The sequence below is a fragment of the Archangium lipolyticum genome (genome assembly GCF_024623785.1).
GTDB classification, from domain to species: Bacteria; Myxococcota; Myxococcia; order Myxococcales; family Myxococcaceae; genus Archangium; species Archangium lipolyticum.
This window is the reverse complement of record NZ_JANKBZ010000012.1, coordinates 30,061-54,343: the sequence shown is the minus strand read 5'-3', so window position 1 is coordinate 54,343 and position 24,283 is coordinate 30,061. Positions and strand designations below refer to the sequence as shown.

The following is a 24,283-nucleotide window of genomic DNA, read 5'->3' as shown; positions in this document are numbered from 1 at the left end:
TTCGGGCCCCGTGCTAGCTTCGAGACGCAATGCGTCCGTCCAGAGGGAAGTCGCCGATGAAGGCCAGTATCGTTGCGTTGCTTGCCTGCGTGCTGGTTCCGGTCCTGGCGCTGGCGCAGGAGGGGCAGGCCCAGGGCAATCTCAACACCATCACGAGCGTGAGCGTGAGGGGTGGGACGGTGGAGATCGTTGGGACGAAGAAACCCAACTTCACCACCTTCACCATGACGGACCCGCCGCGCCTCGTCATCGACATCTCCGAGGCCGTCTTCTCCGGCGTCAAGGAGGACCTCCCCGTCGGCAATGGCACCATCACCGGTGTCCGCACGGCCAGCTACGGCTCGGATGAATCGGCCATCGCCCGCGTGCTCATCGGCTACGAGCGCGAGGTGGAGACGGACATCCAGACCACCGGCAACTCGCTGGTGGTGAACGTGGTGGGCGGTGGGGGTGCGGCCGTGGCGGCCAGACCCGGCACTCCGGCGGGCGCGGCCGGGACGGGCGCGGCGACGACGCCTGGCGGGACCGCGGAGCAGGCGGCCGTGGCGGCGCAGACGGACCAGAAGCAGCAGGAGCGCGCGGCGGCGGAGTCCACCGTGGCGGCGCAGGCGGACCAGAAGCAGCAGGAGCGCGCGGCGGCGGAGTCCACCGCGGCGGCGCAGGCGGACCAGAAGCAGCAGGAGCGCGCGGCGGCCCAGGCCGCTGCCGACGCTCAGGCCGCGGCCGAGGCCCAGCGTCAGGCCCAGGCTCGCGCGGAGGCCGACCGCAAGGCGCAAGAGGAGTCCGCGCGCGTCGCCGCCCAGCAGGCCGAGCAGCAGCGCCTCCAGCAGGAGCGCGCGGCGAAGGAGGCCGCCGCCGCCGCCGAGAAGCAGCGCCGCGAGGACGAGGCCCGTGCCGCCGCCGAGGAGAAGAAGCGCCAGCAGGCCGAGGCCCAGGTCGCGGCCGCCGCGTCGGCCGAGGAGAAGAAGCGTCTCGCCGCCGAGGAGAAGGCGCGAAGGGATGCGGCCGCGGAGGAGAAGAAGCGTCTCGCCGCCGAGGCGCGCGCACGTCAGCAGGAGGAGGCCCGCGCCGCCGCCGAGGAGCGCAAGCTCGAGCGGGAGGAGGCTCGCCAGTCCCGCCTCGCCCAGGCCGAGACGCCGCGCCGGGCTCCCGTGCAGGGTGATGGCCCCGGTGTCTCCTCGCGCCGCAAGACGATGACGCTGGTGGGCTTCAAGCAGGAGGCCACCAGCTCGCGCGTCTTCGTGCGCACCAACGAGCCCGTCCGCTACACCGTCACCGAGGGCAACAAGCAGGTGGTGCTGGAGCTGGAGGACACCGGCATCTCCGAGTCCAACAACACCCGGTCGTTGGATACCTCCTTCTTCGACACGGCGGTGGCCTCGGTGAACGCGGACACGGGGCCCTCCCGCACGGTGCGCGTGGCCATCAAGCTCAAGGAGCAGGTGTCGTTCCAGGCGCGCCAGGACGGCAACGAGGTCTCCATCGAGTTTCAGCGCCCGGCCCGCCGCTGAGCCCAGGTCTCCGTTCCTCGGGGATCCATTCTTCGCCCGCTACGACAACCTATGGGCGTGGGCTCGGAGCGCTTGCTCTGGAGCCTGGCTGCCCTGGTAGGGCCCGCTCTCTCGCGCGCCCAGCGGGCACAGTTCCTCACAGCGGGGACACAAGTGTCGCTCGGCTTTGGACTTGGGATAAGATACGAGGCCATCGTGCAACCACAAGCACGCAACGAGTCTCCCCTCGGTCAGCAGTGGTTCGCGGTGCCGTATGGCCCCGCGTGCGACTGTTGGCGTATCGGGGGGGTAGCCAGGCTCGCAAGGGGGCAATCGTTTCCCGACTTGGGTGCCAGTCTCACCATCACCCGAGTGGGAACGTTTGGAACCGGGGAGGAGGAATCCCCGGCGCGTGTGCGTGGTTCTTTCACTCCCTGACTGTACCCCCCCCTGAGGAGGACGAGGTCTTTCGTGTCGGAACTCGGCAAACGTATTGGACAGCGCATCCGTGAACTTCGCACCCAACGCCCTGAGCGTTGGACACAGGAGGAGCTCGCGGAGCGTGCGCAGATCAGCGTCTCCTTCCTGTCGATGATCGAGCGGGGCGAGCGTGTTGCACATGTGGAAACCCTTGCCGCCCTGGCCAACGCCCTGGGCGTGAGCCTCGGCGAGCTCTTCGCCGGAACGGAGGAGACACCGGCGCAGACGGAGGACTTGCTGCGGCCGTTGTCGGACTTCGCCCGCGCGAGGGGCCTGACGGCCCGGGACGTGGATCGCCTGTTGGGCGTGGCTCGTGCCATGTTCAACGGCTCCGCGGCCTGAATCAGGCTTGACCCCAGCTGGCTGATCGGCTGCCGTCCTTGACGGGACGCATCTGAGACCGGGAAGATGGGAAGTGTTGGCTGTGCGTCAATGGCGCGCGGCACTCTTCCTCTTCAAGGAGTCATCTCAGATGCGTCTGGGTCTCGCCGTGTATGTGGCGATCGCGAGCGGGTTGCTCGCGGCGTGCCAATCCCCGACCCCCGCCACGCTGGAGTTCGTGGACCAGTCTCCACTGCAGCCGCGGCTCGGGGAAATCACCACGCTGCGCTTCCGGGCGATCGATTCGCGCGGTCAGCCCCAGGCAGGCGTGCGGATCGCCTTCGAGGTGCAGGCTCCCGTCTCGGGTGTCGAGCTCAATCCTCCCGAGGCCACCACCGACGTGAGCAACGGCATTGCCTCCACGCAGGTGGTCGCCAAGGGCGGCCGTGTCTCCTCCGTGGTCGTCGTCGCCCGGGTGGATGACAAGACGGCCCTCAGCCCCGCGGTCACCTTCGCGGGCTCCACCTCCACCTCCCGCCAGTTCACCTTCCAGTGCGGCTCCGTCTCGGGCAACGGCTCGGGTGGTGTGCACGCGATCGGCGCCTATGACGAGACGCGTCATCTCATCGCCGGCGTGAAGGTGGACTGCATCGCCCACGTGGCGGATCGCAACGGCGACGGCATCGCCGGGGCGCAGGTGTCCTTCCTCACCGAGGCCGGCACCATCGGCCCCAGCGCCAGCAGCGTGACGGACGTGGTGGGCAACGCCAAGGTCCTCTACAAGACCTCGCTGCCGCTGCCCGACGACGTTGACCCGGGCACCTTCACCTGGACTCCGGTGAACGACCTCACCCATACCGGCGAGTATCTCGCGCCGCTGTGGATGCACCCGTTCGCGTGGACGGAGGATCCCATCGCCAACTACAACCGGGAGCCCACCCTCCAGGAGCCGCGCCGGCCGGATCCCATCCGCCCGAACAAGGTGAACAACCCCCGCGACAACCTGGTCAGCATGATCGCCGTCACCTCGGGCGAGGAGGCCTTCGACGACCTCAACAACAACGGCGTGCGGGACGAGGCCGAGCCCTTCGTCGACCTCACCGAGCCCTTCGTCGACAACAACGACAACGGCACGTGGGACGCCAAGGAGCGCTTCGTCGACGCCAACGGCAACGGCGTCTGGGACGGGAAGAACGGCAAGTACGATGCCATCACCCTCATCTGGGTCCAGGAGCGCATCCTCTGGACGGGCTGGCCGCACGCGCTGGACCGCGACGTGTCGGCCCGCAATCCCAAGGGCGTGGTGCGCCAGCTGGTTCCGGGCCCCTTCCCCGGCTCCAACCCGGTCCGGTACGTCCAGGACATCCCCGTGAAGTTCTTCTCCTTCCCCGCGTCCTTCCTGGTCGCCGACCCCTGGTTCAACAGCCTGGCCCGGAACGACGACGGTGACGGGTGTGAGGCGGGCGCCGTCGGGCCCGTGAAAGTCACCAAGCTGACCAGTGGCAAGGCCTTCACCTATCCGGCCTACACGCTCATGCAGTACGCCGTCTCCGACGCGCGCGACCCCACCAGCACCAGCACGCCCACCTACCCGGTGGACCAGGTCACCTACTCGGTGTCCGCGCCCTGCGTCTTCACCGCCTCGCCGGTGGAGGGATACAAGGCCGTGGTCCAGGCGCCCACGGTGGAAGGTGTCTTCAAGCAGTAGGAATGCGCTTTCAAGGGCATTGACCCCGGCCCCCTCCGTCCGTAGCGTCCTCTCCGGCTGATTGGCGAATCAACCGGCCGGGGAGAGACACCGCGTGAGCCAGCGGCAGAGCAAGACGGAGGAGGCAGGGAACCGGGAGGGGGAGCGCCGCCGCACCATCCTACGGGCGGCGATCGACGTGTTCGCGCGCAAGGGGTACCACGGCTGCCGCATCGCGGACGTGGCGCGCGAGGCGGGCGTGGCCTACGGGCTCGTCTACCACTACTTCAAGAACAAGGACGAGCTGCTCGAGACCGTCGTCGAGACGGGGTGGAGTGGTTTCATCTCGCGCCTGCGCACGGTGGTCGAGAGCGAGGGCTCCACGCTCGAGCAGAAGGTGCGCGGCATCGCGGACGTGGCCTTCGAGGCCTACCGGGTGGATCCCCGCGCGGTGAAGGTGCTCATCCTCGAGGTCGCCCGCAGCCCCGCGGGGACGCAGATCGTCAGCCGGCAGCAGGCCTTCCTCGACACCATCCGCATGGCGGCGGACATGTTCCGCGCCGCCCAGGCCACCGGAGAGCTGCGCGCGGATCTCGACCCGATGCTCTGCGCCTCGCTGCTCGTGGGCGCCATCGAGATGGGTCTCACCGCCTTCGTGTCGGGGCTGATGGAGGATCGCAGTCCCGAGGCGCTGGAGCGCGCGAAGATGCAGATCGCCGAGTCCTTCCTTCGCGGCGTGCTTCCCGGCGCCGCCACTTCCGCGGAGGTGTCATGGAAGCAGGAGAAGTCGTCGTCCGGTACCAGGCCGAAGGCGGGCAAGCGCTCCTGACCATCGACCGGCCGAAGGCGCGCAACGCGCTCTCGCCGGAGGTGCTGCGGGGGCTGCTGGCCGGGTTGGAGCGCGCCGAGGCCGACCCCGCTGCCCGCGTGGTGGTGCTCACCGGCGCGGGTGAGAAGGTGTTCTGCGCGGGAGGAGACCTCGGGCAGTTGGGAGGGGAGGGGGGCTTCCTCGCCACCCACGAGGGGCGCCGCGTCTATGGCCAGCTGCTCCTGCGGCTCCAGGACATCCGCAAGCCCACCGTGGCGCGCGTCAACGGGCATGCGCTCGCGGGCGGGTTGGGGCTGGTGCTCGCGTGTGACCTGGCCGTGGCCGCCGAGCACGCCGAGCTGGGCACGCCGGAGATCGACGTGGGGCTCTTCCCCATGATGATGATGGCGCTGCTGCAGCGGCACGTGGGCCGCAAGCGGGCGCTGGAGATGGTGCTGACGGGCGAGCGGATGCCGGCTCGCGAGGCGCTCGCGCTGGGGCTGCTCAACCGCGTGGTGCCCGCGGCGGAGCTGGACGCGGTGGTGGGCGCGCTCGCGGGGAAGCTCGCGGGCAAGAGCCAGGCGGTGTTGGCTCTCGGACGCCGGGCCTTTTTCACGGCGGAGGACCTGCCGCTGCCGGCCGCGTTCGAGTACCTGTCCTCCCAGCTGTCGCTCAACGTGCTGGCCGAGGACGCCGCCGAGGGTGTCACCGCGTTCATCGAGAAGCGTCCACCGAAGTGGAACGACCGCTGAGTTCCCGAAGTCCCGGAGGAGGTGCCCCATGCCGCTGTCGAAGGACAAGGTCGTCGTCACCTGCGCGCTGACGGGTGTGCTGGCCAAGAGGGATCAGTGCCCGTACCTGCCGTACTCCCCGGTGGAGATCGCCGAGGAGGCCCGCCGCGCCTACGAGGCCGGCGCCGCGGTGGTGCACATCCACGGCCGCGAGCCCGACTCGGGCGATCAGACGTGGAGCGCGGACATCTACGGGCAGATCAAGGAAGAGGTGCGCAAGCGCTCGCCCATCATCGTCAACTTCTCCACCGGTGGCTTCAACATGGGGGTGGAGTCCGAGGAGGAGAAGAAGGAGCGCCTGGCCTACGTGTGGAAGACGAAGCCGGAGATGGCCGCGCTCAACATGGGGTCGATGAACTACGCGAAGTATTCGGAGAAGCGGAAGGGCTTCGTCTTCGACTTCGTGTTCCCCAACCCCTTCTCGGACATCCTGCTGGCCACCGAGGCCATGCGCGAGGGCGGGGTGAAGCCGGAGCTGGAGTGCTTCGACCTGGGCCACGTGCACAACGCGCAGCCGCTGCTACAGATGGGCGCGCTCAAGGGCCCGCAGCAGTACAGCTTCATCCTCGGGGTGCTGGGCGGCGTGGCGCCCACGGCGGAGAACCTGCTGGCCATGGCGCGGCAGATCGGCCCCGAGGACACCTGGGAGGTCATCGGCATCTCCCGGGTGCAGTGGAAGCTGGTGGCCGCGGCGCTGGTGCTCGGCGGCAACATCCGCGTGGGCCTGGAGGACAACTTCTACCTGGACCCGGCCGGCAAGGAGATGGCCAGGGGCAACGGGCCCCTGGTGGAGAAGGCGGTGCGGCTCGCGCGCGACATCGGCCGCGAGCCGATGAGCCCGGACGAGGCCCGGGTGGCGCTCGGCATCGGCAAGGCGTGGTGAGGCCTACTCCTTGTCGCGCTGGGTGACGGCCGGGGCCGGGGCGTTGCCGAAGTCGAGCTTCAGCAGCGTCTCGCCATCCACCCAGAGGTCATCCACCTTCACGCCCCAGTGGAGGTGGGGGCCGGTGACGCGGCCGGTGTTGCCCACCTTGCCCAGGAGCTGGCCACGCTCCACGCGCTGGCCCTCCTTCACGTCGAAGGCGGAGAGGTGGAAGTAGGCCGTGTAGAGGCCGGCCCCGTGGTACACGAGCACCGTGTTGCCCGAGGCGTAGTTGTCCCGCCGCATCACCACCGTGCCCGCGTTGGCCGCGTAGATGGGCGTGCCCACGGCCCCGTCGACATCGGTGCCGAAGTGCTGGGTCTGCTTCTTGCCGTTGAAGGTGCGCAGGTCGCCGTAGGGCGCGGTGACGCGGCCCTGGCGCGGCCAGGCGAAGTTCTCCCCGAAGGAGGGCGGGACGAAGCCCTGGGCGAAGGCGGCGGCGAAGGCGGCCTTGTCCTGCTCCATGCGCGTCTGCACCTCCGGTGGCGGCTTCACGAACTTGTTGGCCACCTTCAGCGTGCGCGAGGGCCAGCCCGGCGCCACCACGTCCAGCGTGCCCGAGAGCTCCACGGGCGCGGCGCTCCCAGCGGCCGGCACCGTCACCTTCACCGCCACCTGTCCCGGCGTCTGCTCCACCGGAAGGCCCGTGACGGCCTGGAAGCCGCCGCGCACCGGATAGAAGCGCAGTGGGCGCTCTCCCAGGGTGCCGGTGGGGGCCTCGTGGAGGCCGCGCACGGTGACGAGCACCGGGTCTCCTGGCCGGGCCGTTCCGGGCTGAAGGGAGAGGAGGGGCCGCTCCTCGGACGCGAGGGCGGACAGGCCGAGGAACAGCAGGAGGAAGGGAAGCCTCCGGAGCGTGGGGATATGCACGGGGGCGAGATATGCGTGCGGGGAGGGGGGGCGTCAACGAATGCCGATGGCGACAACCCCCCCGAATGTCCGCCGGATGGCTGTCAGCGCCGACCCCCGGAGACGGAAGGGGCGCATGCCTCGCCACACGGGGAGCGGGCGGACGGGCAGGCCCCCGTGAGCCCCAGCGTTCACTCTGCCCGTATGGCTTCCTAGCTTCCGCGCATCCGTTTTCTGAGGGGGAGATAGTCGGATGCCGCGTTCCTTCCGTTTCGAACACTTCAACGCACCGAAGACCACGACTCCGAGCCGGGGCCTGCGACGCCGGGGCAAGCAGATCTCCGAGCGCCGCGCCGTGGATCGCCGCTTCGACAAGGAGGGCATCCACTATGGCCGGAACCACGCGGAGACGGAGGAGATGTTCCAGGTGCGGGCCATGAACGCGCAGCTCGAGGCGCTGGCGGGGCTGTCTCCCAACGCGCCGGTGGTGCCCACCGCCACCAACCGGGGCCAGCCCATCGGCGCGTTGCCAGCGGCCGCGGAGCCGCTGGTGTCGCGCCAGGCGCTCCGGGACGTGCTCGATGAGGCGCTGCGTCAGTTCCGCGCCCTCCAGTCCGGCATCCAGGACGCCACCAAGGCCACGGGCCGGCTCTTGTCCCTTCCCATGGAAGCGGCCCGTCTGGCCGCGCAACGCATCCGCCTCGTTCAGGGATAACCAAGAAGGGATAGCCAGGGCCGTGGAGCTGACGCTCGTCTCCTACAACATCCACAGTGGCGTTGGGACGGATGGTCGCTTCGACCTCCACCGCGTGGGCGAGGTGCTGCGTGAGATCAACGCGGACATCATCGCCCTCCAGGAGGTGGGGGACTACCGGGGGGTGACCGCGCGCGAGGACCAGCCCGAGCACCTGGCGGATCTCCTCGGGCTGCACATGGCCTTCGGTCCCAACGTGGTCCGCAATGGCCGGCGCTACGGCAACGCCATCCTCTCCCGGCTGCCCATCCTCAAGTCGAAGAACTACGACCTGAGCGTGGGCCGCCGTGAGTCCCGGGGCGCTCTGCGCTGCGACCTGGATCTGGGCAATGGCCGGCAGCTCCACGTCTTCTGCCTCCATCTGGGGCTGAGCATCCGCGAGCGCCGCCGCCAGGAGGCGCTGCTGCTGTCCGCCGACATCCTCCGGGATGCCGTTCGGAATGATCCCGTGGTGGTCTGTGGAGATTTCAACTATTGGGGCCCTGGCGCGGTGCCTGGACTGGTGCGTCAGGCCATCCACGACGCGGCCCTGGAGCTGGGCAGACCGGTGCGCACCTATCACTCCCGCTTCCCGATGCTGCGGCTGGACCGCATCTACGTGGACGCGGGGGTGAGGCCGTTGGAGCTCCAGGCCCACCGCACCCCGCTCTCCGCGGTGGCCTCGGATCACCTGCCGCTGGTGCTGCGCTTCGAGGCCCCGCTGGAAGGCCACATGCCCCGCTCGGCACCCGTCGAGCTCATCGGCTAGGCTGGGCCCGCTGGCGCGTCGGAAGGCCGAAGCTGACGAACGCTGGACAGATGTCTCCGCGACGGGGTTGTCGCGGAGAACGGGGGGGACCTACGTTGGGGCCTCCGAATGAGAGCGACGGCCGGGGAGCAGATGGGCTTGGGCACCGAACAGACGGAGCGCGGACTTGCCGTGCTCGTCGGACGGCTGACGGATGTTTTCAGCAAACTGGTGACGCAGCACCTGACACTGGCGCGCGTGGAGCTGATGGACGACGCGCGCCTCATGGGCTCGGACGTGGCGCGCATCGCCGCCTTCGTGCCCTTCGTGTTGGTGGGCTACTTCTTCGTCTGCGGGGCGCTGTCCGCCTTGTTGGCGCGGTGGCTCGGCTGGACCGGGGCGCTCGCGCTGGTGGGGGTGGCCAACCTCGTGGGAGGTGGGTTGGGGATCGCCCGGGCCGCCACACGGCTCAAGTCCTTCCGGCTCATGGACAACACCACCGAGGAGCTCAACCGCAGCGTGGCGGTGCTCGCCCAGGTGCCAGCGCCTCAGCCCCAGTCCGCGGCGCTTCCCCAGGAGTCCTCCCATGGCCGCTGACGGCAAGGTGAGGGTTTCTCCCCAGACGCCCGAGCAGATCCGCGCGGAGATCGCACGCACCCGCGCCGAGCTCGCCCTCTCCGTCAGCGAGCTGCGCGAGGAGGTGGCGCGGCGCGCGGACTGGCGCGAGTGGGTGCGCCAACGGCCCCTGGCCTGCGTGGGGGCGGCTTTCTTCATCGGATTCCTCATCGGCAATAGCCAAAGGCGCTGAGACGCCACACCTTCGTTCCACCCTTCAACCCCGAAAGAGGATGACTTCCATGGACGTCAATCCGCAGCACCTGCAGGACAAGGCCCGTCAGTTCCAGGAGAACATGGTGCCGCAGTTGGAGGAGGCGCGGCGCAACCTGGAGGATCTCAACACCCGCGTGGTGAGCTTCATCCGCGCCAACCCGGGCACCTGTCTGCTGGGCGCCGTGGCCGTGGGGTTCATCGTCGGGCGCATCGCGTCGCGCCGCTGAGCGCGTCACCGTTTCCTCGAAGATTCGGAGTACTGATATGGCGACCTTCCAGAGCAATCCGGGCAATGGCACCGGCCAGGCGCAGGGCGATCAGGATCAGGGCGGCTTCGGCCAGCGGGTGGACCGGATCGGCTCGGACGCGCAACAACTGTGGGACGATGCCCGCGGCGCGGTGACGGACCTGCGCGACACGATGGACCTCAAGGGCCGCGTGGATCGCAACCCGTACCTGATGCTGGCCGCGGCCTTCGGCGTGGGCTACGTGCTCGGCGGCGGGCTCTTCACCCGCACCACCGGGCGCGTCATCCGCCTGGGCATGCGCCTGGCGGCGCTGCCCCTCGTCAAGGACGAGCTCCTCGGCATGGCCGAGGCGGCGATGCGCGGTGTCGAGGTGGGGGCCCGAGGCATGTCCGGCATGACGGGCTCCGAGGGTGGCTCCACGGGTGGAACCAGTGGCCCGCGCGGGCCCCAGGTGTGATTGACTCTTCCTTCCAACCGTCTCACATGGAGCGCCCGCGATGTTCAGCATCAACGACCTGAAGAAGATGGACAAGGACGACGTGCTCGACCTGATCGGCCTGGAGACCAAGAAGGGGCCGACGGACTGGATGCTGCCCGCGCTCGGGGCGTTCTCCGTGGGCCTGTTGGTGGGCGCGGGCCTGGGCCTGCTGATGGCGCCCAAGCCCGGTGCCCAGCTGCGCGATGACCTGCGCAGCCGGCTCCAGAATGGCCAGGACGCCCAGTCCAACGGCCAGCAGCGTCCCGAGCCCGTGGCTCGCGGCGCCTGAGCGTCTGATTCCCTCCGTCCGGGTTCCCCGGGCGGCCCTCGTGGGGGCGATCCGGTCACTCCGGGTCGCCCCTTCGATTTTCGGGGCGGTAGACTCCCGGACATGCAGGAGCGCGTGGCGTGACATCGAGGAAGGAGCGCAAGCCGGCCAGGGGCGGTAGCCGGACGACGCGGAAGGGCCCTTCCGGTGCGGAGGGGAAGGCGGAGTCACCGGCCCGGGGACGTGCCGCGCCGGGGCGGAGGGACTCGCCAGCGCGGCGCGACACTCCGCGTGACGTGCCCGTCGTGGAGGAGTCGCCCGGTCCATCGAGGCGGGTGGGGCGTGAGAGCTCGCGAGCGCTTCCCACCGTGGCTCCTCCCTGGCGGGTCCCCGCGCTCTTGCGCCGGGATACGCCGCGCGACACTCCCGTGGTGGGCACCGCCACGAAGAAGGAAGCGCCCCCGGAGCCCGCTTCGCCCGGTGCCGCCGCCGAGTCCGTGACGCGTGGGGCCCTGGCCCGGGTGCGGAGCGTGGAGACGCTGGAGGTCGGCTACGACGCGTGGCTCGAGCTGCGGCTGGCGCACGGCGCGGCGCGGCTGCGCTTCCGGGAGGAGCGCGAGCGGCTGGAGCAGCAGGGCTCCTTCCTGGTGGGGGCGGTGCGCGCGGCGAGCGAGGAGCGGGCGGCTTCGGAAGGGCCGGTCCCCGCGGAGCCGGCGCTCGTCTCCGGGCAGGGGCCCATGCGGGACTTCCTGCGCCAGGCCGAGGAGAAGCTGGCGCGGGCACGCGAGGCGCTCGCGAAGGACGAGGCCGAGAGCGAGGCGCGGTACCAGGCCGCTTTCGAGGAGATTCGCGCCACCCTACAGGACAGGGTGCGGCGTTACCTGGCCGCGGCGCCTCCCCATCTCCGATTGCTGCTGCGCAAGGTGGGGGCCACGCGCGCCATCCTCCACCTGGAGCGCGTGGGGGGCGATGAGCCGGTGCTCCTGCTGTTCCTCTTCGCTGGCCGGCTCGCCTCGCGCCACGGCTTCCTCTTCGACGACTCGACCGAGGACGTGTCGCTGCCACCGGCGCCGCTGTACGCGGAGGAGGGCGTCGCGCCGGACGAGGTGCGCCCGGAGGCCCCGGCCTTGATGGCCCGGGTGCGCGCGCCGGGAGAGGTGCTGCCCGTGAAGGGCTTCCTGCCCGTCTTCGTGCCGCGCCCCGAGGGGGGCGAGGACTTCTTCCGCCTCCTCCAGCGAGGGCCGGTGCTGGAGGTGGAGGTGGCCGAGGGCCCGGGGTTCCGCAACGTCCTCACCCGCGAGGAGTCCGAGCGCTTCGCGGGGCACCTGCTGCGCCTCAAGCTCGAGGGCAGGCTCGAGCTCGAGGTGGAAGCGGGGTGAGCGCTACTTCGTGTGCACCATGCCGAGGTCGGCGGTGCCCACCAGCAGCGCGCTGCCGACGAAGAGGTTCTCCGACTCGGGGCCGCCGGTCTTCACCGTCTGGAAGACGACGAGGTAGTTGCTTTCCGGGTTGGGGAAGGCGCTGCCCGGGATGACGATGGATTCCTTCTGCCACTCCACGGGCGCCAGGACGATCTCGAGGAAGTCCAGCGGCTCCTTGGGCACGTTGGTGTAGGTGGGCTGGCCCTTCTCGCCATTGTCGCCCAGCGGGACGACGGTGACGAAGCCCAGCGTACGCGCCTGGTTGCCGGCCACCGGCGGCCGCTGCAACGTGAGGCCCTGGTTGGCCGTGTGCGAGATGAAGCCCTCGGGCGGGTGGAGCCTCGCGATGCGCTCCAGGGCCGGCGCCTCCTCCACCACGCCCACGTACGAGTTGCCGCCCTGCGTGGCGACGAAGCGGTAGGTGGCACCGGACTGGTACTTGATGCCGCCATCTCCGAGGACGTCACTCGTCTGGCCGTAGGTGCCCGCGCCCTTGTTGTCGAGGGTCAGCGGACTGCCATTCTGGGGCTCGAGCCGGACGGTGGCGTTGGCCAGGGGCTGCGGGGTGCCCTGCTCGCCGTTGCGCGTGCCGAAGAAGACGAGGGCGGCCGTCTGGCCTGGGATGGTGATGCGCTCCCCTTCGGGGATGCCGCCGTCGGGCAGCGTGCCAGCGTCGTACCCGGCCATGGCGGCCGCAGAGACGTTCACGTCCGGCGTGGAGAAGAGGGTCCCCACCATCACGTTCTCGGCGAGGATTTGATTGCCCGTCTTGCCCAGGTCGCAGGCAAGGGGGGAGAGCAGGAGAGCAGTGGCGGCAGCGGACAAGACGAGGCGTTTCATTGCACCATTCCGGAAGGACGGCCCTGCGGACGAGCATAGCAGGGCGAGGGGAGGGCTGGGCGCGTGGGCGGATCGCGCTATGGTGGCCGCTCCCGTGCGAAGCCTTCCCATCTACTCGGCCGGTCTCCGCTTCCTGCAGCGGCTCGGCATCTCACTGCTGCAGGCCACGCTCTTCGGCGCCATTCTCGGGGTGCTCGTCTACTACCGGGTCCCCCGTTCGCGGCTCGCCGAGGAGGCCACGCCCATCGCGCTGCTCGCCCGCCCCTCGGCCTGGGTGGAGTCCTGGGAAAGCGGCACCTACGACTGGCGCGCCCGCTCGCTCGGCGCGCGCTCCTCGCGCTCGGATCGCGTGGTGGTGGTGGCGCTCGATGACGAGACGCTCGCCGAGGCCCGCCAGGATCAGCACCCCGGCATCTCCTCCAACCCGTGGCCCCGGGAGATCCTCGGGGGTCTATCCAACCGGCTCCTCGACGAGGGCGCCGAGCTGGTGATGCTCGACTTCCCCTTCACGGAGCTCAGCCCGCGCGCCTGCCTGGCGCAGGGCACGCCCGGGCTGGAGGGACTGGACGACGATCGCGCCTTCCGCAAGCTGTTGGACCGCAACCCGGAGAAGTCGGTGCTGGCCTTCGCGTGGTCTCCGGACCGGGAGATTCCCGCGGGCAGCAAGCTGTGGCCGTACCGTGTGCGGCTCGGCACCTTCGCCGGTGCGGCCGAGGCACGGGGCCGGGTGCAGGCGGTGCTGGCGGACCAGCGGCCGGCGTTCCTCATCCCGGCGGGCAACGCGGTGGAGGTGTGGGCGGGCGTGGCCAGCGAGCAGGAGGGCCTGCGGGTGGTCCTGGCGCAGGGCCTCCGCGAACCACCGAAGGTTCAGGAGCGGAGGGCCACGGACGACACGTTCCGTGTGGGTCCACTCGAGCTCTTCGTGTCCCTGGCGGAGGTCCAGGTGGAGGGGCTGGACGCCGCGCTGCTGCCGGAGGTGCGTCAGCTGGAGCACCCCGTGGCGCCGCTGCTGGGCACGGCGAGTCTCTACGGCTCCATCACCCTGCCGGCGGATCCGGACGGGGTGGTGCGGGCCGTGCCGCACCTGGTGAGCTACCGCTCTCGTGAGGGGGCCCGGCACGTTCTGCCCTCGATGCCGCTGGTGGCGGCGATGCGCCTGGCGAACACGCGCCAGCTCCGCTACGCGGACGGCCGGCTGTACGTGGGAGACCGGTTCTCCATCCCCATGGATGAGTCGGGGTACAGCCTGGTGCGTTGGGACGCGGCCGAGGTGGGGCGGGGCTCGCGCGGCTCGGTGTCCCGGGCGCTGCCCGCGTGGAACGTGTTGCTCAACCTCTTCGCCGTGCGTGAGGGCGTGCCACCCCGGGCGGTGCACGACATCGAGGGGCGGCTCATCGTCTTCACCGACACCACGCGCCAGGGGATGAACTTCCAGCACACGCCCATCGGCGAGCGCACGCCCTCGGGAGCGGTGTTCGCCCAGTCGCTGGTGAACCTGCTGCAATCCGAGGGCATCACCCGCGCCACGCCGAAGCTGGACCTCCTCCTGACGCTGGGGCTGGCGCTCATCGGAGCCTTCGTCGCGCTCACCTTCAACCGAGGCCTGCGCTCCTTCGGCGACGTGATGGTGTACCTGTTCGCCATGGGCGCGGTGGGGCTGCTCTACGCCGGGGTGGCCTGGTACGTGTTCGTCACCCGGTTGCTCTGGGTGGCGATGGCGGCCCCGCTGCTGGCCATGGCGCTCACCTTCGCCTTCACCATCGTCCAGTCCTCGCGCACCGAGCGGCAGCTGCGCCAATTCATCACCGGCGTGCTCGGCAGGTACGTCAGCCCCGAGGTGGCGCGGTTCGTCACGCGCGACCTGCGGGTGCTGACGCGGCCCGAGCGCCGCGAGGTGACGGTCTTCTTCTGCGACCTGGATGGCTTCTCGCGCCTGTCCGGGCAGCTGCCTCCCGAGCGGATCATCCAGCTGCTCAACGACTACCTGACGGAGATGACGGACGTGGTGCGCTCCACGCACGGCCAGGTGGACAAGTACATCGGTGACGCGGTGATGGCCTTCTGGGGCGCGCCGGTGCGCACGGATCGCCACGCGCACCACGCCTGCGAGGCGGCGCTGAAGGTGAACGCGGTGCTGAAGGAGCGCCAGGCGTACTGGGAGAAGACGTATGGCCACTCGCTGAGGTGCCGCATCGGCATCGACAGCGGCGAGGTGCTGGTGGGCGGCATGGGAAGCGACCTCGAGGCCCGGTACTCCGTCCTGGGCGGGTCCGTGAAGCTGTCCATGTTCCTGGAGAGCCTCAATCGCGAGTACGGCTCCTTCGTGCTGGTGGGGGACGCGGTGGCGCGGCTCGCGCAGGACGCCTACGTCTTCCGCGAGGTGGACCGGCTCCGCATGAAGGGCCGTACCGAGCCGCTCCGCATCCACGAGCTGGTGGGCCGCAAGGGGGAGATCAACCCCCAGGTGCAGGCGCAGCTCGCGCTCTACGAGCAGGCGCTCATCGCGTACCACCAGCGGCGCTTCGACGAGGCGCTGGCGCTCTTCTCTCGGGGCGCGGAGGAGTTCCAGGACACGGTGGCGGGGCTGTACGCCGAGCGCTGCCGCAAGTTCACCCAGGCGGCACCGCCAGAAGACTGGGACGGCGTGTTCGCGCTCGAGGGGAACTGAGAGGGGATCCGCCGGGCGCGCTCTTCGCCAACTGGTCCGACCATCGGACCAGTTCGTCCGGCGCGCGCCCGGGAGGCTGGCAACCGCGCGGAGCTCAGTCGTCGGCTTCGTCCGGGTGGCCGAAGAGCTCGACGACGGGCTTGTCCTGCTCGATGTGCTCGGCCACCACGCGCCGCATCTTCTCCGGCGTCATGTGCGAGTAGTACGCCTCGCCCTCCCAACCCATGAGCTGGTAGTCCTCGGGGGAGAGCGGATCGCGTTTGCGCCCTGTCTCCTCGCGGATGACGACGTTGGGCCCCATGTGGCAGAAGCCGTAGCAGCCACCGCGGTACAGCTCGCAGCGCACCTGCAGGCGCCGTGTGGACAGCTCGTCGCGGGCGGCCGCGGCCACGGCATCGGATCCGCCGGCCTTGCAGCTCGAGCCCTTGCACACGGAGAGGCGGTAGCGCTTCATGCACCGCCCACCCTACGGGACTTCGCGAGGTACTGGAAAGAGCCGCGTCGACCCGGAGGATACGCTCCCTCGCACGCCCGCCCGAAACGACACCGGCCCGCCGTCCACCGCGGGGAGCGGGGAGGGCGGGCCGGAGCCGGCGGGAACCGCCGGGGGTGCTACTTGAGGAACTTCGTCACGGGCACCGGGCCGTCGTTGGAGACGACGGTGCGGCCGCCCGGGGCGGCGTGCTCGCCGTGGCCGTGGCCCGCGGGGAGCTGCGCGTGGCCGTGGTGCTCCTCGTGGCCCTCGCCGATGCGGGTGTGGGCTTCCTTGTGCGTGTGCTCCGGGCGGGCCGAGCTCGTGCGCTTGTTCCACGGATCGGACGGGTGGGAGACGGCCGGGCCCTTGAGCAGCTTGGGGATGTCGTAGACGAAGGCCTGCCGGTTGTACTCCGCCGGAGTGTGCGTGTACGTGTCCATGCGGATGGCGTCCTTGGGGCACGCGTCCACGCACAGGCCGCACACGATGCAGCGCAGCTCGTCGATGACGAACTGGGTCGGGTACTTCTCGATGACGCGCGAGCTCGCGTCGGCCGAGTCCACCTCGTACTCACCGGCCTCGATGTAGATGCACTGGGCCGGGCAGATGGTGGCGCACATGTAGCACGCCACGCAGCGCGGCTTGCCGTCATCGCGCGGTACCAGCCGGTGGAGACCGCGGTACCCGTCGGGGTACGGCATCTTCTCCTCGGGGTACTGCACCGTGGTGATGAGGCTGGTGCTCTTGCGATCCTCGAACGGGGTGCCCACCTCCCGCGTCCCGAAGAGGTTGCGCAGGAAGTGCCGGGTGGTGATGGCCAGACCGCGGATCAGCTCGGGCAGGTAGGACCGCTCGCGGATGTCGGTGCGGGGATCCTGGGTTGCCTTGTAAGCCATGGTGTCTTTCTCTCAGCTCGAACTAGTGCGAGGCCGCGGTGGCACCGGAGTGCGCACCGGCAGGATGGGAGTCCGCGGCATGGGCGGCATGCGCGTGGGCGGGCAGGCCGTGGCCATGAGCGTCGTCGTGACCGTGTCCGTGGGCCCCGTGTCCGCCGTGACCATGGCCCTCGGTGCCCTCTTCCTTCTTGGCGGAGGACATCGTCAGGGCCACCAGGACGCCGATCTGCAGGATGCCGAAGAGGGCCAGGGCCCGCAGGGAGGGATCCCACAGCACGAGCGCGCCCGTGGCGAACACGTTGATGAGGCCCGCGGGCAGGAGGATCTTCCAGCCCAGGGTCTGGATCTGGTCGTAGCGGAAGCGCAGGAACGTCCAGCGGATGGCCAGCTGCAGCCACACGAAGAACATCACCTTCGCCCAGAACACGGTGCCGAGCACGGCGCCGTACAGCCACCCGTACTCCTTCATCACCGCCAGGTTGGACAGCCACTCGCCACCGAAGGGCAGGTGGTAGCCGCCGAAGAAGAGGACGACGATGAGGCCGGACAGGACCACGATCTCCACGAACTCGGAGATCATGAACATGCCGAACTTCATGCCCGAGTACTCGACGAAGTAACCGATGATCTCCGACTCACCCTCGGGCGTGTCGAAGGGGGCGCGCTTGGTCTCCGCGAAGGCGGCGGCGAAGAAGAGGAAGAAGCCCAGCGGCTGCAGCAGGAAGCCCCACGCGGGGATGCCGAAGTCGAAGGCGGAGCCCTCGGGAGTGAAGCGCCACAGGTAGGCGGCCTGGCCGCTGGCGGCGGCACCCGAGCCCAGCTCATTGGCGACGTTGCCCACGAAGACGGGCAGCTGCACCGTGGAGAAGGCCATCATCAGGCCCACCAGCGACAGGCCGAGCGCCACCTCATAGGAGATCATCTGCGAGGCGGCGCGGACGCCACCGAGCAGGGCGAACTTGTTGTTGGAGGACCAGCCGGCCAGGGACGTGCCGTACACCGCCAGCGAGGCGATGGCGAACACGTAGAGCAGGCCGAAGTCCGGGGTGGCCACCACCATGTCGACGGTGCGGTCGAACACCTTCACCGTGGGGCCGGCGGGCACCACCGCGAACAGGGCGAACACGGGCGCGAAGGCCAGCATGGGCCCCAGGTTGTAGAGGAGCTTGTTGGCCGTGGCCGGGATGAAGTCCTCCTTGAAGAGCATCTTCGCGCCGTCGGCCAGGAAGTGCGGGATGCCGACCAGCGCCTTGTCCTTCAAGCCCGGGAGGTTGATGCGCGCGCGGTTGGGGCCGATGCGGTTCTGCATCAGCGAGCTCCACTTGCGCTCGGCCACCGTGAGCAGGGATGCCGTGCCCATGACGAAGGCCAGCATCAGGATGAGCATGTTGGTGAGCCGGCTGGCGCCCGGGAAGACGCCCTCGACCACGCCGCCCAGCACGTAGGCCAGGAGCATGTGCACGGCGAAGGCGCCGAACATGACGCCAAACCAGAAGAGGATGGTAGTGACGCGCTTCATTGTCAGAGACCCCGGACCCTGGGAGCGCCGAACTCACGATACCCAGGAGGCCTGCCGTCGGCGGCGGTCGGCAGCGGATTGATGCCCGGCTTCTCCCGGTCAGGCGGCGAGGCCTTGTCCCAGTCGAAGGAGGCGAACTCGGAGACCTGCTTGCCCAGCTCGCGGAACACGTCGCGCGAGGACGTCCAGGCCGCGGTGCCACCCATCTCTCGGGTGAGCTCCGCCGCCAGCGCCCAGTGCGCCGCGGCGTCACCCTTGGAGGGGTAGGCCTTGCGGAAGCGCTGGATGAGGCCGTCCACCTGCACGAAGGTACCGTCGTGCTCCACGTGCACGGCGGCCGGCAGCAGCACGGTGGCCTGCGCGGTCACGGGCGACTCGTTCATCGCCTGCGCCACGAAGACGTCCAGCTTCGCCGCGGCCTGCGCGAAGGCCTCCTCGCCCACCGGCACCTCGGTGCCCACGGCGTAGAGCGACCTCACCCGGCCCGCGTCGATGCCCTTCACCAGCTCGTCGAACGGCTTGACCGCCAGCCCCAGGCCCTGGGCGATCAGCTCCAGGCCCTTGCGGTTGGGGTTGCGGTCCGCCGTGAGGAGGTAGTGGTCGGCCTCACCCTGCGGGCGGCCACCGACGAACACTTCCTTGGCGCCCAGCGACACCTTGGCGAAGGTGAGCGAGGCGAGCAGGTCCTCGTTGGAGGCGACGGGCGAGGCGAGCACTGCGACCTTGCCCTTCACGTCGGCGAGCGCCTTGGCGGCGGCCTTGATGGCCTCCTTGCGCGCGACCTCCGGACGGGCGGTGCCGGTGCCCTGCTGGCGGCCCACCACCGCGCTCAGCACGCGGCTGGTGTTGAGGTTCTTGTAGGTCGAGCGGCCGTGGTCGCACATCCAGCTCTTGTTGACGGCCTCGTTCTCGCGCGGGCGGTAGCGGTAGGTGTCCTGGCCCATGAAGTCCGCGTAGGTGTTGCAGCCGCGCGAGCAGCCGGTGCACACGGACGGAGCGGCGGACAGGAACCACGAGCGAGCGCGGAAGCGGAAGTCCCGGCTGAGCAGGGCGCCCACGGGGCAGATGTCCACGGTGTTGAGCGAGTAGTTGCTGTTGAGCTCGCTGCCCGGGAAGGTGTCGATGACCTCGTGGCTGCCACGGCCGAAGATGCCGAGCTGCGGCTCCTTCGGAATCTCGTTCATGAAGCGCACGCAGCGGCTGCAGATGATGCAGCGCTCCTGGTCCAGCACCACGCGGGGCCCCAGGACCTTGCGCTTGTTCTTCAGCGCCTTGCCGCCCTCGAGACGCGACGGGCGGTAGTCGTAGCGCATGTAGTAGTCCTGCAGCTTGCACTCACCGGCCTGGTCGCAGATGGAGCAGTCGACCGGGTGGTTGAGGAGCAGGAACTCCATGACGGCACGCTGCTGCTCCTTCACCTTGGGGGTGGTGGTCTTGATGACCTGACCCTCGGCGAGCGGCGTCTGGCAGGCGGGCACCAGCTTGGGGGCGTTGGAGGCCTCCACCATGCACATGCGGCAGTTGGCCGCGATGGACAGGCGCGGGTGGTAGCAGAAGTAGGGGATGTCCGAGCCGACCATGCGGGCCGCCTCGATCATGTTCGTCCCCGGCTTCACCACGACTTCCTTGCCGTCGATGGTGCAGGTGACGAACCCCGGGTTCTTCGGCGGGGGAGGGCCGGCCGGCTTGGGAGCCGGGGGCGGCGGAGGCGCCGTGGGGGCGCTGTGCGCGGCCGGAGGCGTGTCCAGCTTCGCGCCCGCGGGCGGGTGCTTCGGCGTGGAGCCGGGCGCCTCGCGGGTCTCGGAGGGCGCGCCCTTGGGGGGCGTCTGCGAGTCTCCGGTGGGCTTCTTGGTGTCGTTGTCGCTCACTGCTCGACCTCGCCGCCGATCATGTTGATCGTGTCAAAGGTGGGAATGAGGTCCGCCAGCATCTTGCCCTTGATGATGTAGGGCACGGCGGACAGGATGGGGTAGCCCGGGGCGCGCACGTGGACCTTGTACGGCCGGCCGCCGCCGTCGCTCACCATGTACCAACCCAGCTCGCCGTTGGCGGCCTCGGTGGCGTCGTAGACCTCGCCGGCGGGCACCTGGATGCCCTCCATCACCAGCTTGAAGTGCGAGATGACGCCCTCGATGGTGCCGTACACCTCGGGCTTGGGCGGCAGCGCGATGCGCCAGTCGTCCAGGATGATGGGGCCACCGGGGATCGTCTTCAGCGCCTGGCGGAGGATCCGCTCCGACTGCTTCATCTCCTCGATGCGCATCAGGTAGCGATCGAAGTTGTCGCCCTTCTCACCGATGGGGATGTCGAAGTCGAAGCGGTCATACACCCAGTACGGCTTCGCCTTGCGGATGTCGTAGTTGATGCCGCAGGCGCGCAGGCAGGGGCCCGTCCAGCCGTAGTCGATGGCGTCCTCGGCGCTGATGACGCCCGTGTCCTTGGTGCGGTCCACGAAGATGCGGTTGCGCGTGAGCAGCCCGTCGATCTCCGCGACCAGCTCCATGACCTTGTCCAGCGTCTTGTGGACCTTCTCGATCCACCCCTCGGGCAGATCGCGGTTCATTCCGCCGATGCGGCCGAAGTTGGTGGTGAGCCGTGCGCCCGTCAGCTCGGCGACGCGGTCCATGATGAGCTCGCGCGCCTCGACGGCGAAGAGGAACGGGGCGAAGCCGCCCAGCTCCATGCCCGTGGCGCCCACGCACGTCAGGTGATCATGGATGCGGTGCAGCTCGGACCCGATGACGCGGATGTACTGGGCGCGCTCCGGAATCTCCAGGCCGATGAGTTTCTCTACGGCATTGAGGAAGCCGAAGTTGTTCATCATCGCGGACACGTAGTTCAACCGGTCCGTGTACGGCAGGCACTGGGTCCAGGTGACGTTCTCGCAGCTCTTCTGGAAGCCGCGGTGGAGGAAGCCGATCTCACAATCGGACTCGGCGATGTTCTCGCCCTCGAGCTCCACCTTCATGCGCACCGTGCCGTGCATGGCGGGGTGCGAGGGGCCCATGTTCACGTACATCCGCTTGGTCTGGAGGTGGGCCTCCAGCTCCGCCTCGTGGGCGTAGGCGTCGATGTCCGGGTTGGGTGCTTCAGGGGCAGGGGGTGACGCGGGCTTGTGGGTGTCCGCCATGATGTCCTCTGGGGGGCTTGCCGGTAGGGCGGGCGATCAGGAGACGCCGCTGGTGCCGGGGCCGCGGAAGATGTCCTTGATGGGCCGCTCGGGGATGAGCGGCTGACGGTCGCGCAGGGCGTAGTCCTTGCGGAGCGGGTGGCCCTGGAACTCCTCGTACAGCAACACGCGGCGCAGGTCCGGGTGTCCCGTGAAGCGGATGCCGTAGAAGTCCCAGACGAAGCGCTCCCACCAGTTGGCGCCCTTGAAGATGGGCGTGATGGAGGGCAGCTCCGGGTTGGCCTCGCTCACGCGCACCTTCAGGCGCACGTGCTCGTGACGCGACAGCGAGTAGATGAAGTAGACGACCTCGAAGCGCGGATCATTCTCCGCGAGGTGGAGACGGTCCACCGCGTCGATCGACGTGAAGAGCTTGAAGTCGAGGTCGTTCTTCAGGAACGCGGCGACCTTCGGCAGGTGCTCGGCGTGGATGACGGCCCAGGCGCCGCCAGTGCGGTCGAGGTAGCGCTCCGCCACCGCCTCTGGGAACTGGGCGGTGACCCTGTCCAGTGCGAAAGTGCTCAAGGGGGCCCCAATGCTGGCTATGGAATCCGGCGCGTTATAAGGATGACCCCCGGGGGGCGTCAACGTAATCCCTCAACCATCCCCGCTACTTACGCGAGGCAGAAGCCCCGGTGGGTCGGAACGGGCATTTCAGGCCGCCGCCCCGGAGCCTCCGCGAGCGGGGGAGGGCCGCGGGCTGAAGGTGGAGACGGGCTCGCGCTTGCCAGCCACGGGGGTGGGGGGAAGCTCCTGCCACTGGAAGTCCTCGCCGGCCTGATCCCGGGTGCTGCGGGAGACGAGCACGGGCGTCCCGAGCCGCTTGGTGAGCTGCTCGATGCGGCTGGCCAGGTTCACCGTGTCGCCGATGGCGGTGTACTCGAGGCGGCGGGCGGTGGAGCCGATGTTGCCGAGCACCACGCGGCCGGTGTGCAGGCCCACCCCCATGCGCAGGCCGGGCTCTCCCCGGGCGAGCCGCTCGCCGTTCACCGCCTCCAGCTCGCGCATCATCTCCAGCGCGCACTCCACGGCCCGGCGGGCGTGCTCCGGCTCGGGCAGGGGCGCGCCGAAGTACACCATGAGTGCGTCTCCGATGAACTTGTCGAGCGTGCCGCCGTGGCGGAACACCACCTCCACCATGCGGCCGTAGTACTCGTTGAGGACGGCCACCACGGATTCGGGGGAGAGCCGCTCGCTGAACGCGGTGAAGTCCCGCAGGTCCGCGAAGAGGATCGTCACCTCGCGCAGCTCGGGGGTGGACACCGGCGAGGCCAGGTCCTGCAGGCGCTCGGCCACCGCAGGGGAGAAGTAGCGGCCGAGCTGGGCGCGTTGGAGTTCCTCGTGTGTCAGCTCGGAGACGAGCATGCGGATGCGGTGGAAGAGGTAGTTGGCGGCGCCCGCCGTCATCATCAGCACCACTGCCCCCACCAGGCGCGCGCCCACGCCGATGGAGGCCTCGGCCTGCAGGAACCATTCGGCCAGGGCCGCCACGCCCGTCACGGTGAACGTCACCGTGCGGCGCAGCGACAGGGCCGAGATGACGATGAGCGCGGTGTAGATACCCAGGGTGAAGCCGGCCACGCCTCCGGGAGAAGGGGAGACGGGGATGGCCAGGTGCTGCAGCCAGTAGATGGCCGGCGCATCCACCACCGCCAGGGACAGCCCGGCCCAGCTCGCCACGTGTGCCGAGCGCAGCACGCCCACCAGCGTGGCCACGGTGCACAGCCAGTAGGCCGCCATGGGAGCGAGATACACCTCCCAGTCCGCCAGGCCCTGCACCCGCGCCTGATAGATGGAGATGACCAGGATGGCGGACACACCCAGCAGGCGCACCAGCGCCAGACGCACGGCGTTGTGCCGCCGTTCGGCCTCGATGGCCTTGCCCACCGGTTCCCGCAGGAACTCTGGGAGCGAAGCGCGCCTCTGCCTGGACTCGTCCACTCGGCCTCGGCCGTGTTGGGGGTGTGCGCGCATCCTCGCACGTCGCTCGGGTGGGTGCACATCCGGTGAAAAGGCGAGGGCCCCGCCACCTCCGAGGAGGTTCGCGGGGCCCGGGGCCGGCACCAGCGGTGCGCGGCTGCCTACTTGGCGAGGTTGTACTGGCTGGCCACCAGATCGTGCGGGGCCGGGCCACGGTGACCGGCCTTGTGCGTCTGGTTGCCGATCTTGTCCTGCAGCAGCTTGAGGCCGTCGAGCACCTGCTCGGGGCGCGGCGGGCAGCCGGGGATGTAGACGTCCACCGGGATGACGCGGTCGATGCCCTGCAGCACCGCGTAGTTGTCGTAGAAACCACCGGACGAGGCGCACACGCCGAAGGCGACGACCCACTTGGGCTCGCACATCTGCTCGTACACGCGCTTGAGGATGGGGGCCTGCTTGAGGTTGATGGTGCCGATGACCATCAGCATGTCCGCCTGCCGCGGCGAGAACCGGGGGAACTCGGCGCCGAAGCGGGCGATGTCGTGGCGGGCCGCGGACACGGACATGAATTCCATGCCGCAGCACGCGGTGGCGAACGGGTAGGTGAAGAGCGAGTACTTGCGCGCCCAACCCAGGCCCTTGGAGACCATCCGCTCGAAGAAGCCCATCGCGTCGTCGCGGCGGGTGGTCAGTACGGGGGCGATATCGGATTCAGCCATGG

Annotated in this window: 25 protein-coding genes; 15 read left to right on the top strand and 10 right to left on the bottom strand. The window is 69.6% G+C overall.

What is annotated here, in order from left to right; genetic code table 11:
- Window positions 1-56 precede the first annotated feature (56 nt).
- The 6 genes from NR810_RS25040 (at window position 57) to NR810_RS25015 (ending at window position 6,460) form a co-directional block, all read left to right on the top strand.
- Entirely contained in the window at window positions 57-1,511 is a 1,455-nt protein-coding gene (locus tag NR810_RS25040) for an AMIN domain-containing protein (protein ID WP_257455939.1), read from the top strand.
- Between the two features lie 450 nt (window positions 1,512-1,961).
- The gene (locus tag NR810_RS25035) at window positions 1,962-2,312 is read left to right on the top strand and encodes a helix-turn-helix domain-containing protein (protein WP_257455937.1); all 351 of its coding nucleotides are present in this window, start codon (window positions 1,962-1,964) and stop codon (window positions 2,310-2,312) included.
- A gap of 130 nt (window positions 2,313-2,442) precedes the next feature.
- Window positions 2,443-3,999, top strand: coding sequence for a hypothetical protein (locus NR810_RS25030; RefSeq protein WP_257455936.1), 1,557 nt, complete (start codon window positions 2,443-2,445; stop codon window positions 3,997-3,999).
- A gap of 94 nt (window positions 4,000-4,093) precedes the next feature.
- Window positions 4,094-4,807, top strand: coding sequence for a TetR/AcrR family transcriptional regulator (locus tag NR810_RS25025; protein WP_257455935.1), 714 nt, complete (start codon window positions 4,094-4,096; stop codon window positions 4,805-4,807).
- The gene (locus NR810_RS25020) at window positions 4,750-5,538 is read left to right on the top strand and encodes an enoyl-CoA hydratase/isomerase family protein (RefSeq protein WP_257455934.1); all 789 of its coding nucleotides are present in this window, start codon (window positions 4,750-4,752) and stop codon (window positions 5,536-5,538) included. The genes NR810_RS25025 and NR810_RS25020 overlap by 58 nt, the downstream gene beginning before the upstream one ends.
- A gap of 28 nt (window positions 5,539-5,566) precedes the next feature.
- Window positions 5,567-6,460, top strand: coding sequence for a BKACE family enzyme (locus NR810_RS25015; protein ID WP_257455933.1), 894 nt, complete (start codon window positions 5,567-5,569; stop codon window positions 6,458-6,460).
- Window positions 6,461-6,463: 3 nt separating this feature from the next.
- On the opposite strand, the gene NR810_RS25010 is transcribed toward NR810_RS25015, so the two are convergent.
- Window positions 6,464-7,369 (bottom strand): M23 family metallopeptidase, encoded by a 906-nt coding sequence (locus tag NR810_RS25010; RefSeq protein ID WP_456062035.1) that lies wholly within the window; start codon window positions 7,367-7,369, stop codon window positions 6,464-6,466.
- A 232-nt stretch (window positions 7,370-7,601) separates the two neighbouring features.
- On the opposite strand from NR810_RS25010, the gene NR810_RS25005 reads away from it, so the two are divergent.
- The 8 genes from NR810_RS25005 (at window position 7,602) to NR810_RS24970 (ending at window position 12,033) form a co-directional block, all read left to right on the top strand.
- A complete protein-coding gene (locus NR810_RS25005) occupies window positions 7,602-8,063 on the top strand; it encodes a hypothetical protein (RefSeq protein WP_257455932.1) in 462 nt (153 codons plus the stop codon).
- A gap of 22 nt (window positions 8,064-8,085) precedes the next feature.
- Window positions 8,086-8,850, top strand: a complete 765-nt coding sequence (locus NR810_RS25000; RefSeq protein WP_257455931.1) for an endonuclease/exonuclease/phosphatase family protein — start codon at window positions 8,086-8,088, stop codon at window positions 8,848-8,850.
- A gap of 108 nt (window positions 8,851-8,958) precedes the next feature.
- A complete protein-coding gene (locus NR810_RS24995) occupies window positions 8,959-9,426 on the top strand; it encodes a phage holin family protein (RefSeq protein ID WP_306818501.1) in 468 nt (155 codons plus the stop codon).
- Window positions 9,416-9,637 carry a DUF3618 domain-containing protein gene (locus NR810_RS24990; protein WP_257455929.1) on the top strand — a complete coding sequence of 74 codons (222 nt, stop codon included), beginning with the start codon at window positions 9,416-9,418 and terminating at the stop codon, window positions 9,635-9,637. The genes NR810_RS24995 and NR810_RS24990 overlap by 11 nt, the downstream gene beginning before the upstream one ends.
- A 49-nt stretch (window positions 9,638-9,686) precedes the next feature.
- The gene (locus NR810_RS24985) at window positions 9,687-9,887 is read left to right on the top strand and encodes a hypothetical protein (RefSeq protein ID WP_257455928.1); all 201 of its coding nucleotides are present in this window, start codon (window positions 9,687-9,689) and stop codon (window positions 9,885-9,887) included.
- A gap of 37 nt (window positions 9,888-9,924) precedes the next feature.
- Window positions 9,925-10,365: a hypothetical protein gene (locus tag NR810_RS24980; RefSeq protein WP_257455927.1), complete on the top strand. Its 441-nt coding sequence runs from the start codon at window positions 9,925-9,927 to the stop codon at window positions 10,363-10,365.
- Between the two features lie 40 nt (window positions 10,366-10,405).
- On the top strand, window positions 10,406-10,675 hold the full coding sequence (locus tag NR810_RS24975; RefSeq protein WP_257455925.1) for a hypothetical protein: 270 nt from the start codon (window positions 10,406-10,408) through the stop codon (window positions 10,673-10,675).
- A 119-nt stretch (window positions 10,676-10,794) separates the two neighbouring features.
- Window positions 10,795-12,033, top strand: a complete 1,239-nt coding sequence (locus NR810_RS24970) for a hypothetical protein (RefSeq protein WP_326522518.1) — start codon at window positions 10,795-10,797, stop codon at window positions 12,031-12,033.
- Between the two features lie 3 nt (window positions 12,034-12,036).
- Here NR810_RS24970 and NR810_RS24965 read toward each other — a convergent pair whose 3' ends face one another.
- Entirely contained in the window at window positions 12,037-12,915 is an 879-nt protein-coding gene (locus NR810_RS24965; protein ID WP_257455923.1) for a hypothetical protein, read from the bottom strand.
- A gap of 94 nt (window positions 12,916-13,009) precedes the next feature.
- On the opposite strand from NR810_RS24965, the gene NR810_RS24960 reads away from it, so the two are divergent.
- Complete coding sequence (locus tag NR810_RS24960) at window positions 13,010-15,583, top strand: adenylate/guanylate cyclase domain-containing protein (protein WP_257455921.1); 2,574 nt, start codon at window positions 13,010-13,012, stop codon at window positions 15,581-15,583.
- Window positions 15,584-15,677: 94 nt separating this feature from the next.
- Here the strand turns inward: NR810_RS24960 and NR810_RS24955 are convergent, their stop codons facing one another.
- The 8 genes from NR810_RS24955 to NR810_RS24920 all read right to left on the bottom strand — a co-directional run bounded on the left by NR810_RS24955 (window position 15,678) and on the right by NR810_RS24920 (window position 24,281).
- Window positions 15,678-16,037, bottom strand: coding sequence for a (2Fe-2S) ferredoxin domain-containing protein (locus NR810_RS24955; protein WP_257455920.1), 360 nt, complete (start codon window positions 16,035-16,037; stop codon window positions 15,678-15,680).
- Window positions 16,038-16,195: 158 nt separating this feature from the next.
- Complete coding sequence (locus NR810_RS24950; protein WP_257455919.1) at window positions 16,196-16,954, bottom strand: NuoI/complex I 23 kDa subunit family protein; 759 nt, start codon at window positions 16,952-16,954, stop codon at window positions 16,196-16,198.
- A gap of 22 nt (window positions 16,955-16,976) precedes the next feature.
- Window positions 16,977-18,473, bottom strand: a complete 1,497-nt coding sequence (locus tag NR810_RS24945; protein WP_257455918.1) for a complex I subunit 1/NuoH family protein — start codon at window positions 18,471-18,473, stop codon at window positions 16,977-16,979.
- Window positions 18,474-18,475: 2 nt separating this feature from the next.
- A complete protein-coding gene (locus NR810_RS24940; protein ID WP_257455917.1) occupies window positions 18,476-20,341 on the bottom strand; it encodes a 2Fe-2S iron-sulfur cluster-binding protein in 1,866 nt (621 codons plus the stop codon).
- Window positions 20,338-21,603 carry an NADH dehydrogenase (quinone) subunit D gene (gene nuoD, locus NR810_RS24935; protein WP_257455915.1) on the bottom strand — a complete coding sequence of 422 codons (1,266 nt, stop codon included), beginning with the start codon at window positions 21,601-21,603 and terminating at the stop codon, window positions 20,338-20,340. Before nuoD ends, NR810_RS24940 begins: the two co-directional genes overlap by 4 nt.
- 36 nt (window positions 21,604-21,639) lie before the next feature.
- Window positions 21,640-22,152, bottom strand: a complete 513-nt coding sequence (locus NR810_RS24930) for an NADH-quinone oxidoreductase subunit C (protein WP_257456279.1) — start codon at window positions 22,150-22,152, stop codon at window positions 21,640-21,642.
- A 144-nt stretch (window positions 22,153-22,296) separates the two neighbouring features.
- Window positions 22,297-23,529 carry an adenylate/guanylate cyclase domain-containing protein gene (locus NR810_RS24925; protein ID WP_257455914.1) on the bottom strand — a complete coding sequence of 411 codons (1,233 nt, stop codon included), beginning with the start codon at window positions 23,527-23,529 and terminating at the stop codon, window positions 22,297-22,299.
- A gap of 194 nt (window positions 23,530-23,723) precedes the next feature.
- Entirely contained in the window at window positions 23,724-24,281 is a 558-nt protein-coding gene (locus NR810_RS24920; RefSeq protein WP_257455913.1) for an NADH-quinone oxidoreductase subunit B, read from the bottom strand.
- Between the last annotated feature and the right edge of the window lie 2 nt (window positions 24,282-24,283).